This window comes from Lentzea kristufekii (genome assembly GCF_033949925.1).
Taxonomy (GTDB): Bacteria; Actinomycetota; Actinomycetes; order Mycobacteriales; family Pseudonocardiaceae; genus Lentzea; species Lentzea kristufekii.
This window is the reverse complement of record NZ_JAXAVV010000020.1, coordinates 23,745-35,398: the sequence shown is the minus strand read 5'-3', so window position 1 is coordinate 35,398 and position 11,654 is coordinate 23,745. Positions and strand designations below refer to the sequence as shown.

The window sequence follows — 11,654 nt, the reverse complement described above, 5'->3', positions numbered from 1 at the left end:
GTGTTCGCCCAGCACTCCGGTTCGGGATGGCTGGCGTTCGCCGAGTGGTCGGTGGACGGCACGCTGCTCAGGTCGCACCACGCCGAGCCGCACGACCAGTGCGAACTCGCGGACTCGGTGGCGTTGGAGATGTTCGGCTTCACGGCGGAGAGCCCGCCGGACGACGTCGTGCTGCATGCGGCGGATGACGATCGGGCCGGACGGCTCGCTGGTCCCGGTCACCGAGCCGTCCTAGGCTCGGGAGAGATCACCCGAAGGAGGCCGTCTTGATCTTCATCACCGCCAAGTTCCGCGTCCTGCCCGAGCACGCGCAGGCCTGGCCCGAGATCAGCAGGAGCTTCACCGAGGCGACCCGCGCCGAACCCGGCTGCCTGTGGTTCGACTGGTCGCGCAGCCTCGACGACCCGAACGAGTACGTGCTGGTCGAGGCGTTCCGCGACGGTGACGCGGGTGGGGCCCACGTGCAGTCGGACCACTTCAAGGCCGCCCAGGCGGAACTGCCGCAGTACCTCGCGGAGACGCCGCGCATCGTCAGCCAGATGGTCGAGCAGGACGACTGGTCGGAGCTCGGCGAGATGGAGGTTGCGCCACGCGGGTGAGCCTTGCCCGGATCGTTTGGCGCAGGTGGTTCCTCCGCCCAGGATGGCGCCATGGACGCCTTCGTGGAGTTGTCCGCCGAGCTGACCGGGTTCTCGGCGGAGGAGCTGAGGTCGACCGGACTGGTCGAGCAGTACCGCGCGCTGGCCGGCGGCGCGACGGAGAACGAGATCATCCAGCTCTGGTACACGGGGGTCTGGCGAGGGGTGATCCCGGACGAGCGCGCCTACGCCGAGGGCCTGGCGTGGAAGGCGGTCGGGGTCGCTCCGCCGGGCACCCGGGGTCCCGGGTTCGGCAGCTGGGAGCAGAGACCCCGGAGCAGCGCCCGGTGAGGGCCGTGGTCGTCGGCGCGGGGTTCGCCGGCTCGCTCATCGCGAAGGTGCTGGGGGACAACGGGTTCCGCGTGCTCGTGCTGGAGGCGGGCGCGGAGGTGAACGACGACGCGGTCGGCAGGTTCCGCACGGCGCTCGTCAAGTCACCGCTGAAGCCCTACCGCAGGACCGCCGCCGCGCCGTCCAGCGACTACCTGATCAACACCGGGCCGTTCGCCTACTCGAGCCCGTACCTGCGGATGAACGGCGGCACCGGCACCGCCTGGACCGGGATCACACCCCGGATGCACCCCGACGACTTCCACACCGCCGACCTCGGGCGCGGCCGGGACTGGCCCCTGAGCTACGCCGACCTGGAACCCTCGTACCGGGCCGCGGAGTGGGAGATCGGGATCGCGGCCGACGCCGACGAGCAACGGCAGCACCTGCCCGTCGCGGACGGCTACCGCTATCCCATGCACGCCCTGCCCCGCACGTACCTCGACCACGCCATCGCGTCCGTTGTGGACGGTGCGAGCATCGACGGCCGCGAACTGCTCGTCGTCGGCACACCGCAGGCGCGCAACGGGGTTCCCGTGAGCGGCTATCAGCCGGACGGGCACCGGTGCACCGGCTACGCGAGCTGCGTGCCGGTCTGCCCGGAGAACGCCAAGTACACACCGCATCGCACGCAGAAGCGGTGGCCCGCGAACGTCGAACTGCGCACGCGCTGCGTGGTGAACCGGGTGCACGCCGACGAGTTCGGGCGCGTCACGAAGGTCAGCTACCAGCGCTACGAGGACGACACGTCCGGCAGGCACACCCGGCACGACGAGGAGGCGGACGTCGTCGTCCTCGCCGCGCACGCCATCGAGAACGCCAAGCTGCTGCTCATGTCCGGGCTCGCGAACAGCAGCGACCAGGTCGGCCGCAACCTGATGGACCACCCCGCGCTGCTGACGTGGGCGCTGATGCCGCAGGCGATCGGCCCGTTCCGCGGACCGGGCTCGACGACGGGCATCGAGGCTTTCCGCAGTGGTCCCGAACGCGGCGCGCGGGCGCCGTTCCGCATAGAGATCGGCAACTGGGGCTGGGGCTGGTCGGCCGGCAGTCCCGACTCCGACACCGCGGAGTTCGCCGCGGCGGGGTTGCGCGGCAAGGCTTTGCGAGAGGCGGTGGCGGACCGCGTCGGCCGTCAGTTCACGCTCCAGTTCGAGATCGAGCAGGAGGCCGACCCGGCGAACCGCGTGACGCTCGACCACGCGCACCGCGACCCGCTCGGCAACCCGCGCCCGTCGATCCACTACGGACTGTCCGACTACGTGAAGGACGGCCTGCTGGCCGCGAAACGGGTCTCGGACCGGATCTTCGAGATGCTCGGCGCCGACGACCACACCTCGTACAAGCCCGACGAGGAACGGTACTTCGAGCACGACGGGGAACCGCTGCGGTACTGGGGAGCCGGGCACGGCGGTGGCACGCACGTCATGGGCGCCTCGCCGCGCGACTCCGTCGTGGACCAGTGGCAACGCTGCTGGGACCACCCGAACCTGTACGCGGTGGGGTGCGGCAGCATGCCGTCGCTCGGCACGTCCAACCCGTCGCTGACGATGGCCGCCCTGGTCCTGCGCACCGCGGACCACCTCGTCGCCACGTGCCGGACGGGACCGGTGCCGCGCTCGCCGGACCAGCAGGATCGCGGCCGCCACCGCGATGATGACGACGCCGTTGCCGAACGCCCAGCGCGGGCTTGGGCGCACGCGTGACGACGGCCAGGACCACCGCCAGCGGCGCCCACGGCAGGTAGTAGTAGATCGGGCTGCCCGCGGCGAACACGCCCACGAGCGAGCCGGGCCGCGGGTCCGCCAGCAGCTGCGGATTCCACACGATCTGTTCGTAGAGGTTGCCGAACAGCCACATGCCGAGCAGGGGGACGACCAGCCGCGAAAGTCTCACCGGGCCATCATGGCGAAAATGTCGAAAGCTCCGTGACGCCGATCGACGCAGGGGTGGCAGCGGACGCTGCCAGTCGACAACGAGGAGAGAAACATGCGGTTCATGCTCATGCACCGGGTCCCGGAGGACGACCCGGCCTCGTGGGAGCCGAATCCCGAGCTCATCGAGCGGATGAACGCGTTCGTCGAGAAGCTGACGGCGGACGGCGTCATGCTCGGCGCCGAGGGCGTGCAGCAGCAGGGTGCGGTGGTGCGCAGGCGCGGTGCGGCGATCAAGTCGACCGACGGGCCGTTCGCCGAGGCCAAGGAGGTCGTCGGCGGGTTCCTGCTGATCGGCGCGAAGGACCTCGCGGAGGCCACCGCCGTCGCCGAGGAGTACATCACCTGCTTCGCGGGCGTCGAGGAGATGTCGGTCGAGGTGCGGCGGGTCGCCGAGGCGGAGGACATCGAGCCCTACCTGGCCAAGTAGGCCAGTTCGACGACGAACCACTCGCCGTCGAGCCGGCACGGTCCCCCCGGGTGGAGCCGCACGTCCTCACCGTCCAACGCGACGAGAACGTGCGGCCCCTCCAGGTCCGGGGTCGCGTCCGCGACCGTGCGCACGCCGACGTCGTCGGGACGGACGTCCAGCGGCTCGGGCAGGTTCTCGCCGAGGTCCTTCAGCTCGACCAGCCGGTTGCGGTAGAAGGTCGTGCCGATGTTCGTGAGCCGGTGCACGGGCGACACGGGCCGGTACACGAAACCGCCGCGGTGCTCGGAGATGAACCGCGGCTCGCTGCCGTCGAGCCAGTCCATGCGGCCTTCCGAGCCCTCGATGCTGAGCACGACGTACGGGTTGTGGTGCAGGTGCCACGGGTGGGTCTCGCCCGGTTCGAGCGTCACCTCCCACACGCGGACCACCGGATCGTCGTGCAGCACGCGCCGGCCGACGTCGACGAGCACGATCTCCTCAGCGGACGGTGAGATCACGACGTCACCCCGCAAGGTGCACCTCCCGCAGATAGCGGTCCTGGACCGACCGCCACGACGCGGCGGTCCACGGTTCGATGTGGGCGATGTGCGCGTCCGGCCTGACCAGGACCACCGTGTCACCGAAGCGCTCGCGCACCGTGTCGCCGGGATCGAAGTAGGCACGGGAACGCAGGTCCGGCGCGTCCCACCGGCTCACCACCACCTGCTTCAGGCCGGGAGGCCCGTCAGCGGGGAGGAACGGACGGCGGCGCGCGTCGGTGAGGTGCAGCGCGACGAACGAGTCGCGGCACAGCTCGTGCAGGTGGACCGGGCCGCGCCGGCCGAACACCCGCAGGTCCGGGATCCTGTCGCCGGCCTGCGGCGGGCCCGAGCGCGTCATCGACCAGTCCGCGCCCAGCCGCACGCCGAGCAACGTCCGGGTCATCGCGTCCCGCCATCCGGCGACGGAGTCCGAACGCCGGTCCATCACGGCACGGGCCGCCTCCGCCATCGCGCCGGAACCGTGCACGGCCACCGGCTTCTGCTCGGCCTCGTAGCCCTCCAGCAGCTTCTCGCCGGCCCAGCCGCGCAGCACCCACGCGAGGCGCCACGGCAGGTTGGACGCGTCCAGCACGCCGGTGTTCAGTCCCAGCGCCCACATCGGCGTGATCAGGTGCGCCGCGTCGCCCAGCAGGAACACCCGGCCGTCGCGCCACCGCGACGCCACCCGGTGGTGGACGGTGTAGACGTTGCTGCCCAGCACCTCCACCGAGTCCACCTCGCCGATGAAGTGCCGCGCCTTGTCGCGCAGCTCGTCCGGTGACGGCGCGTCCCGGCCGGGCGTCAGCGGGAACACGAACCGCCAGCAGTGCGGCTGCCGGACGAGGACCATCCACTCCTCGCGGTCGCCGAAGTAGGCGAGGTACGGGTAGTCGCGCGGATTGCGGACGTCGAGGTCGCACACCAGGTCGACCAGCGCGTACCGCTGCTCCAGCGTGTGCCCCTCGACCTCGACGCCGAGCCGTTCCCGCACGGTCGACCGCCCGCCGTCGCAGGCCAGCACGTGCGACGCCTCGAACGCGACGATTCCATCCGGAGTGGACAGTCGCAGGGTGACGCCGTCGTCGTGCTGCGAGAAGTCCACCAGCCGATGCCTCATCCGCACCGTGCCCGGCGCGCGTTCCTCCAGCACCGACGCCAGCACGGGCTCCAGCTCGTGCTGCGGAACGTTGACGACGAACGGGAACCGCGTCTCGCCGGCCAGCGCGGAGGTCAGCACGCTCCCGGTCGACGTCCCGGTCGCCCGGTCCACCTCGCCGATCTCGTCGAGCCGCAGCGACGCCTCCAGCACCGGCCCCAGCGCGTCGTACCGGTCCAGCACCTCCAGCGTGCGCGTCAGGACCGTGCCCGCCTTGGTGTCGCTCGACAGGTCGGCCCCGGCCTCGAAGACGACGACCGGAACACCGTGCGCGACCAGGCCCAGCGCGGTGATCAGGCCGACCGGACCGGCGCCGATCACGGCCACCGGACCATCGGACGTGTTCATGAACCCTCCCCGACCCCTATGTTCGAGCATCAGGGTGCCTTCGGGGGAGGGAACATGAGGAAAGCGTTTTCAGTCTTGCTCGCCGTCGCGCTGGCCGTGACGGCCTGTTCGTCGCCGGCCGAGCACACGGCTCCGGCCAAGGTCAGCTATCTGACGTCGTTCGGCTCGTTCGGGCGTGACGCGTACGTGTACGTGGCCAAGGAGAAGGGGTTCTTCGAGCAGGCCGGTCTTGACGTCACGATCACGCCGGGCACCGGCAGCGTCGACGTCCTGAAGCTGGTCGCGACCGGCCGGGCCGACTTCGGCATCGCCGACTTCACCGCCACCGCGATCACCCTCGCCAAGGAGAAGCTGCCGATCTCCGTGATGGCGGCGATCCAGCAACGGTCGCTGGCCGCGATCGTGGCGTTGGAGGGCGGTGGGATCAGCAGGCCGGCCGACCTGGAGGGCAAGAAGATCGGTGACCAGCCCGGTTCGACGAACCAGGTGATGTTCCCGGTCTACGCCAAGGCTGCGGGCATCGATCCGGCGAAGGTCCAGTTCGTGCCGTCGGCGCCGCCCGCGTTGCCGCAGCTGCTCGCGGCCGGGCAGGTCGACGGGATCGGCCAGTTCGTCGTCGGGAAGCCGTTGATCGAGGCTGCGGCCAAGGGCAGGAAGGCGGTCGTGCTGCCCTACGGCGATCTCGTTCCCGACCTCTACGGCAACGTGCTGATCGCTTCGAAGGAACGCGCGAACGACAAGAAACAGGGGCAGGGCTTCATGACGGCGTTGCTCAAGGGCCTGGAGTACTCGATCGAGCACCCGGACGAGGTCGGGCCGATCCTGAAGAAGTACCAGCCGACGCAGGACGCGGGCGTGGCCAGTGCCGAGGTCGGGCTGATGGCGCCGTACGTGAAGCCGTCCGGCTACAGCGGTCGCGTCGGCGGGATCACCGAGGAGCGGGTCGGCAAGGTCCTCGGGACGCTCACCGAGGCCGGTGCGATTCCGGCTGGATCGCTGGCGCCCGGTGACTTCGTGGCCTTCGGGGCCTCACCCGAGTGATCACGGTCAGCGAGGTCTCGCACTTCTTCGGCGGCGTGCACGCGCTCGACGGCATCGACCTGGAGGTGGCCGAGCACGAGTTCGTCGCGGTGATCGGGCGGTCGGGCTGCGGCAAGTCGACGTTGCTGCGGCTCGTCGCCGGGCTGCTCACGCCGTCCGGGGGCCGGATCCTGGTGGCCGGTTCGCCGGTCACCAGGCCGCGGCGGGACGTCTCCGTCATGTTCCAGCGGCCCGCGTTGCTGCCGTGGCGTTCCGTGCTGGCCAACGTCCTGCTGCCGATCGAGATCTCCGGGCTGGGTGATCACCGCGACCGTGCGCACGAGCTGCTGGACCTCGTCGGGCTCGGCGGGTTCGGGAAACGGCTGCCGCACGAGCTGTCCGGCGGCATGCAGCAACGGGTCTCGCTGTGCCGGTCGTTGATCCAGAGCCCGCGGGTGATGCTGATGGACGAGCCGTTCTCCGCGCTGGACGCGATCACCCGCACCGAGCTCTCCGAGGAGCTGCAACGGGTTCAGCTCGCGCGGCCGCGCGCGGTCGTGTTCGTGACGCACTCCATCGACGAGGCCGTGCTGCTCGCCGACCGGATCGTCGTGCTGAGCCCGCGGCCCGGCCGGATCCACCGGGTCGTCGAGGTGGATCTGCCTCGACCGCGCGCACTCGGCCAGGTCGAGCTGGACGAGGTGAGCCGCGAGTTGCGCGGGCTCCTGGTGACGGCATGAAGGCCGCGTTGCCGGTGCTGGGGTTGCTGGCGATCATCGGCTTGTGGTGGCTCGCGACGATCGTGTTCGGGATCGAGCCGCTGCTCGTGCCGTCGCCGGCCGACGTCGTCACGTCGTTCCTGGAGCTGCCCGGCTACCTGCTCGAACAGACGCTGGTCACGTTGTGGGAGGCCGTGTCCGGCTTCGCTCTGTCCATTGTGATCGGTGTGCCGCTGGCGTTGCTGATCGTCGGGTCGAGCGTGCTGGAGCGGATGTTCTACCCGCTGCTGGTCGCGCTCAACGCCGTGCCGAAGGTCGCGATCGCGCCGATCGTGGTGGTGTGGTTCGGGTTCGGCATCGAGTCGAAGGTGCTGATGGTGGTGCTCGTGTGCCTCTTCCCGATCGTCATCTCGACCGCGTCCGGCATGAGGTCGACGCCTCAGGAACTGGTCGAGCTGTTCCGGTCGCTCGACGCGACGCGGACGCACGAGTTCTTCAAGCTTCGCCTGTGGCACGCGCTGCCGCAGATCTTCGTGGGGTTGAAGGTGTCGATCACGCTGGCCGTCATCGGGGCGGTGATCGGTGAGTTCGTGGGTGCCGACGCCGGACTGGGCTACGTGATCATGGTGTCCGGCGGCAGCGCCGACACCTCGCTGGCGTTCGCGGCGATGGCACTGCTCGCGATCATCAGCGTGGCGCTCTTCTACCTCCTGACCTGGGCCGAGCGGAAGCTCGTGCCCTGGTCGGAGGAGCACCGGGTGCTCTAGCGCGCCAAGCGGTCCAGCAACTCGTCCAGCAGCGCGCGTTCTCCCGGCGTGAGGTCGCCTGGGTCCTCGGCGACCAACGCGCGCAGCGTGAGCGCGGCGTTCGCCCGGCCGGTCGGAGTTTCGGTGGCGGTGCGCAGCACACCGGCCAGTGCGGCCTCGCGGACGCGTTCGGACAGCGCGAAATCCGGCTCCGGCTGGCTGATCAGGGTCAGCGTCACACCTACGTTCGCGGCGAGCACCTGTTCGGCCGCGTCGTCCGCGGGCACCTTCAGCAGGCCTCGGGTGGCAGCCTCGGTGAACCGTTCGCGCAGTGCTGCGTGCGCGGGAGCGGTCACGGCACAAGGCTTTCCTGGCTCGGCGCGGCCGTACAGCAGCCCGTAGAACGACGGGTGCTCCAACCCGAACCGCACGTGGCGGTCCCAGCCCTCGCGCAGGTCGCCGAGCGGGTCGCCGGAGCTCTCGACCGCCGTGTACTGGGTGAAGCCGTGGTTCAGCACGGCATCGATCAGGCCCTGCTTGCTGCCGAAGTGGTGGTACAGCGTCGGTGCCTGCACGCCGGCGCGTTCGCACACCGCTCTCGTGGACACCGTGCCGCCACCGTCGAGCATTTCGGCCGCGGCGAGCAGGAGCCGATCCCGTGCGTTCTGCATGTCGCTATAGTAGCTTATGTAGCGCTACATTGAGCGCTATAGCGGAAGGAGAAGTCTGATGAAGACCTGGTTCATCACCGGAGGGACGCCCGGAGGGTTCGGCCTGGCCTACGCCGAGGCCGCGCTGGAACAGGGCGATCAGGTGGCGCTGACCGTGCGTCGGCCCGCTGAGCTGCGGGAATGGGCTGCCGCCCACGGCGACCGCGTGCTGGTTCTCGAGCTCGACGTCACCGATGCCGAGCAGGTGCGCGCGGCGGTGCGGGCGGCGGAGGAGCGGTTCGGCGGGATCGACGTGCTCGTCAACAACGCGGGCCGGGGCTGGTACGGCTCGGTGGAGGGCACGCGGGACGAGACGGTCCGTCTCACGTTCGACCTGAACCTGTTCGCCGTGGTCGAGGTGGTGCGCGCCGTGCTGCCGGGCATGCGGGCGCGCGGCGACGGCTGGATCGTGACCATGTCGTCGCTGGCCGGACTCGTCGGCGTGCAGGGGTTCGGCTACTACTCGGCGGCGAAGTTCGCGCTCGAAGGGCTGTCGGAGACGCTGCGCCAGGAGGTCGAGCCGTTCGGCGTGCGCGTGCTCGTCGTGGAGCCGGGATCGTTCCGCACCAAGGCTTACGCGGGTTTCCAGAACGAGCCGGTGCGCGAGACGGTGGACGCGTACCTGCCGCTGGTCGAGGGCATTCGCGCGACCTTCGCGGACCAGGACGGCAAGCAGCCGGGTGATCCCGAACGGGGTGTGCGCGCCGTGATCAGCGCGATGAACGCACCTGTGCCGCCGCGGCGGATCGTGCTCGGCGGCGCCGCGTACGACGCCGCCGTTGCGATGCATGAGGACGCACTGGTGGAGCTGCGCGCGCACGAGAAGCTCTCGCGCGGCGCGGACTACTAGTTGGCGGCGCCGCCGCCCGCGGCCAGGCGCATCAGATCGGAGTCGAGGTCGATCGTCAGCTCCGTGCCGCCCGCGCTGCCGTACTCGTGCTGGTAGCTGCCCCACGACTCGTCGCGCACGGTCTTCTCGAAGCCCGAGGTCATGAGCGCCACCAGTTCGAGGGCCGCGCGGTCGATGCGCTTGTTGAGGCCGTTGTCCTGCCAGTCCTCGGTCGAGGCGAACAGCGAGGTCGGCACCACGACGGTCCGCAGGTAGGCGAACAGTCCGCGCATCTGGTCGTCGACCACGAGCGCGTGCCTCGCCGTGCCGGCGGTCGCGGCGAGCACGACGGGCTTCGCGATCAGCAGGTCGTTGTCGAGGATCTGGAAGAACGACGTGAGCAGGCCGCTCGCGCCCGCCTTGTAGACGGGGGTGCTGGCGACGATGCCGTCCGCGTGCTGCAGGGTCGCGACGGCGTTCTGCAGCTTCGGCCCGATGTGGTTGGACACCAGGGCGTTCGCGATCTCGGTGGCGAGCTCGCGCAGCTCGATCACCTTCGTGACGACGGTCTGCCCCCGCTTGCCGGCGAGCGTGGTGACCCGTCCGGCGACGCGGTCGGCGAGCAGGCGGGTGGACGACGGGTCGCTCGTGCCGGCGGACACCACCACCAGCTGGAAGTTCTGGCCCATTACTCCTCGCTCTGGCTGAGCTTGCCGGTGATCGCGGCGAGCTGTTCGAGTTCTTCCGGCGTCAGCACGCTCAGGGCACGCGTGACGCTGCGTGCGTGCGGGCGGCCGATGGCCCGCTGGGTCTCCCGGCCCGCGGGGGTGAGCGACAGGCGCACACCCCTGCGGTCACCGGGATCGGGGCAGCGGTCGAGGTAGCCCCGTTCGACCAGGCGGTCGACCATGCGGGACAGGGCGGGCTGGCTCAGCAGCACGTGGCGGTTCAGCTCACTCATCCTGAGTGGACTGTCGCACTTGGACAGCTGGTACAGCACGTCGTACTCCCGCATGGTCAGCTCGCCCCAGACGTCCTCCGCGTTGAACTGCTTCATCAACACGGCGTACGCCTTCATCAGGGACTCCCACGCCTCGTTGGCTCGGGTCACTTCGAGTCCTGGTACGGCGAGCCACCCGTGACGTTGTCACCCCGGTTGGCGTTCGGCTTGGGCTGGCGGACCGGACCGTCGCCGTACTTGTCCTCGACACGCCCGGCGTGCGTCGGAGGCTTGGCGGTCTCGGGGTCCTGGCGGGCCTCGATCTCCTTGCGCAGCACCGGAACCACCTCCTCGCCGAGCAGGTCGAGCTGGTTGAGCACGGTCTTGAGAGGCAGGCCGGCGTGGTCCATCAGGAACATCTGGCGCTGGTAGTCGCCGAAGTGCTCGCGGAAGGTCAGCGTCTTGTCGATGACCTCCTGCGGGCTGCCGACCGACAGCGGCGTCTGCTCCATGAAGTCCTCCATCCGCGGCCCGTGGCCGTAGACGGGGGCCTCGTTGAAGTACGGGCGGAACTCCTTGACCGCGTCCTGCGACCGCTTCGCGATGTACGCCTGGCCGCCGAGGCCGACGATGGCCTGCTTCTCCGTGCCGTGGCCGTAGTGCGCGTACCGCTGGCGGTAGAACTTGATCAGCCGGATGTAGTGCTCCTTCGGCCAGAAGATGTTGTTGGCGAAGAAGCCGTCACCGTAGAAGGCGGCCTGCTCGGCGATCTCGGGCGTGCGGATCGACCCGTGCCACACGAACGGCGGCAGGTCGTCCAGTGGCCGCGGGGTGCTGGTGAAGCCCTGCAACGGCGTGCGGAACTTGCCCTCCCAGTCCACGACGTCCTCGCGCCACAACCGGTGCAGCAGGTTGTAGTTCTCGAGCGCCAGCGGCAGGCTCTGCCGGATGTCGGCACCGAACCACGGGTAGACCGGCGCGGTGTTGCCGCGGCCCAGCATCAGGTCCATGCGGCCCTTCGCCAGGTGCTGCAGCATCGCGTACTCCTCGGCGATGCGCACCGGGTCGTTCGTGGTGATCAGCGTCGTGGCGGTGCTGACGATGAGCCTCTGCGTCTTGGCCGCGATGTGGCTGAGCAGCGTCGTCGGCGCCGACGAGAAGAACGGCGGGTTGTGGTGCTCGCCGATGGCGAACACGTCGAGCCCGACCTCCTCGGCCTTCTCCGCGATCTGCACGATCGCGTCGATGCGCTCGGCCTCGCTCGGGGTCTCGCCGCTCACCGGGTCCCTGGTGATGTCGCTCACCGAGAAGATTCCGAACTGCACGGCAC

General features: G+C 69.9%; 15 protein-coding genes. 9 read left to right on the top strand and 6 right to left on the bottom strand.

Annotated elements, in window-relative coordinates; all coding sequences use genetic code 11:
• From SK571_RS33185 to SK571_RS33165, 5 genes are all read left to right on the top strand, one after another.
• Positions 1 to 270 (top strand): hypothetical protein, encoded by a 270-nt coding sequence (locus SK571_RS33185; RefSeq protein ID WP_319988051.1) that lies wholly within the window; start codon positions 1 to 3, stop codon positions 268 to 270.
• Positions 267 to 599 carry a putative quinol monooxygenase gene (locus tag SK571_RS33180; protein ID WP_319988050.1) on the top strand — a complete coding sequence of 111 codons (333 nt, stop codon included), beginning with the start codon at positions 267 to 269 and terminating at the stop codon, positions 597 to 599. The genes SK571_RS33185 and SK571_RS33180 overlap by 4 nt, the downstream gene beginning before the upstream one ends.
• Before the next feature lie 51 nt (positions 600 to 650).
• Positions 651 to 929 (top strand): hypothetical protein, encoded by a 279-nt coding sequence (locus SK571_RS33175; protein WP_319988049.1) that lies wholly within the window; start codon positions 651 to 653, stop codon positions 927 to 929.
• On the top strand, positions 926 to 2,674 hold the full coding sequence (locus SK571_RS33170; protein ID WP_319988048.1) for a GMC family oxidoreductase: 1,749 nt from the start codon (positions 926 to 928) through the stop codon (positions 2,672 to 2,674). Before SK571_RS33175 ends, SK571_RS33170 begins: the two co-directional genes overlap by 4 nt.
• 283 nt (positions 2,675 to 2,957) lie before the next feature.
• Entirely contained in the window at positions 2,958 to 3,332 is a 375-nt protein-coding gene (locus tag SK571_RS33165; protein WP_319988047.1) for a YciI family protein, read from the top strand.
• Here SK571_RS33165 and SK571_RS33160 read toward each other — a convergent pair.
• Entirely contained in the window at positions 3,317 to 3,832 is a 516-nt protein-coding gene (locus tag SK571_RS33160; protein WP_319988046.1) for a hypothetical protein, read from the bottom strand. The genes SK571_RS33165 and SK571_RS33160 overlap by 16 nt on opposite strands.
• 4 nt (positions 3,833 to 3,836) lie before the next feature.
• Positions 3,837 to 5,360, bottom strand: coding sequence for an FAD-dependent monooxygenase (locus SK571_RS33155; RefSeq protein ID WP_319988045.1), 1,524 nt, complete (start codon positions 5,358 to 5,360; stop codon positions 3,837 to 3,839).
• A 54-nt stretch (positions 5,361 to 5,414) separates the two neighbouring features.
• On the opposite strand from SK571_RS33155, the gene SK571_RS33150 reads away from it, so the two are divergent.
• From SK571_RS33150 to SK571_RS33140, 3 genes are read left to right on the top strand one after another with little or no spacing between them, the layout of a single operon-like run.
• The gene (locus tag SK571_RS33150) at positions 5,415 to 6,401 is read left to right on the top strand and encodes an ABC transporter substrate-binding protein (RefSeq protein WP_319988044.1); all 987 of its coding nucleotides are present in this window, start codon (positions 5,415 to 5,417) and stop codon (positions 6,399 to 6,401) included.
• On the top strand, positions 6,398 to 7,120 hold the full coding sequence (locus tag SK571_RS33145) for an ABC transporter ATP-binding protein (protein WP_319988043.1): 723 nt from the start codon (positions 6,398 to 6,400) through the stop codon (positions 7,118 to 7,120). The genes SK571_RS33150 and SK571_RS33145 overlap by 4 nt, the downstream gene beginning before the upstream one ends.
• Positions 7,117 to 7,866, top strand: coding sequence for an ABC transporter permease (locus tag SK571_RS33140; protein ID WP_319988042.1), 750 nt, complete (start codon positions 7,117 to 7,119; stop codon positions 7,864 to 7,866). The genes SK571_RS33145 and SK571_RS33140 overlap by 4 nt, the downstream gene beginning before the upstream one ends.
• On the opposite strand, the gene SK571_RS33135 is transcribed toward SK571_RS33140, so the two are convergent.
• Positions 7,863 to 8,516 (bottom strand): TetR/AcrR family transcriptional regulator, encoded by a 654-nt coding sequence (locus tag SK571_RS33135; RefSeq protein WP_319988041.1) that lies wholly within the window; start codon positions 8,514 to 8,516, stop codon positions 7,863 to 7,865. The two genes, SK571_RS33140 and SK571_RS33135, sit on opposite strands and share 4 nt — an antisense overlap.
• Positions 8,517 to 8,574: 58 nt before the next feature.
• Between SK571_RS33135 and SK571_RS33130 the strand changes: the two genes are divergently transcribed.
• The gene (locus tag SK571_RS33130) at positions 8,575 to 9,405 is read left to right on the top strand and encodes an SDR family NAD(P)-dependent oxidoreductase (RefSeq protein WP_319988040.1); all 831 of its coding nucleotides are present in this window, start codon (positions 8,575 to 8,577) and stop codon (positions 9,403 to 9,405) included.
• On the opposite strand, the gene SK571_RS33125 is transcribed toward SK571_RS33130, so the two are convergent.
• The 3 genes from SK571_RS33125 to SK571_RS33115 are packed head-to-tail and all read right to left on the bottom strand — an operon-like array spanning position 9,402 to position 11,649.
• Positions 9,402 to 10,073, bottom strand: coding sequence for a CE1759 family FMN reductase (locus tag SK571_RS33125; protein WP_319988039.1), 672 nt, complete (start codon positions 10,071 to 10,073; stop codon positions 9,402 to 9,404). The genes SK571_RS33130 and SK571_RS33125 overlap by 4 nt on opposite strands.
• On the bottom strand, positions 10,073 to 10,495 hold the full coding sequence (locus SK571_RS33120; protein WP_319988038.1) for a MarR family winged helix-turn-helix transcriptional regulator: 423 nt from the start codon (positions 10,493 to 10,495) through the stop codon (positions 10,073 to 10,075). Before SK571_RS33120 ends, SK571_RS33125 begins: the two co-directional genes overlap by 1 nt.
• Positions 10,492 to 11,649 carry an LLM class flavin-dependent oxidoreductase gene (locus tag SK571_RS33115; protein ID WP_319988037.1) on the bottom strand — a complete coding sequence of 386 codons (1,158 nt, stop codon included), beginning with the start codon at positions 11,647 to 11,649 and terminating at the stop codon, positions 10,492 to 10,494. Before SK571_RS33115 ends, SK571_RS33120 begins: the two co-directional genes overlap by 4 nt.
• Positions 11,650 to 11,654 lie beyond the last annotated feature (5 nt).

Coding starts and splice junctions, on each gene's coding strand:
- SK571_RS33175 (WP_319988049.1), top strand. CDS start 651: ATGGACGCCTTCGTGGAGTTGTCCGCCGAGCTGACCGGGTTCTCGGCG.
- SK571_RS33165 (WP_319988047.1), top strand. CDS start 2,958: ATGCGGTTCATGCTCATGCACCGGGTCCCGGAGGACGACCCGGCCTCG.
- SK571_RS33155 (WP_319988045.1), bottom strand. CDS start 5,360: ATGAACACGTCCGATGGTCCGGTGGCCGTGATCGGCGCCGGTCCGGTC.
- SK571_RS33150 (WP_319988044.1), top strand. CDS start 5,415: ATGAGGAAAGCGTTTTCAGTCTTGCTCGCCGTCGCGCTGGCCGTGACG.
- SK571_RS33140 (WP_319988042.1), top strand. CDS start 7,117: ATGAAGGCCGCGTTGCCGGTGCTGGGGTTGCTGGCGATCATCGGCTTG.
- SK571_RS33135 (WP_319988041.1), bottom strand. CDS start 8,516: ATGCAGAACGCACGGGATCGGCTCCTGCTCGCCGCGGCCGAAATGCTC.
- SK571_RS33130 (WP_319988040.1), top strand. CDS start 8,575: ATGAAGACCTGGTTCATCACCGGAGGGACGCCCGGAGGGTTCGGCCTG.
- SK571_RS33125 (WP_319988039.1), bottom strand. CDS start 10,073: ATGGGCCAGAACTTCCAGCTGGTGGTGGTGTCCGCCGGCACGAGCGAC.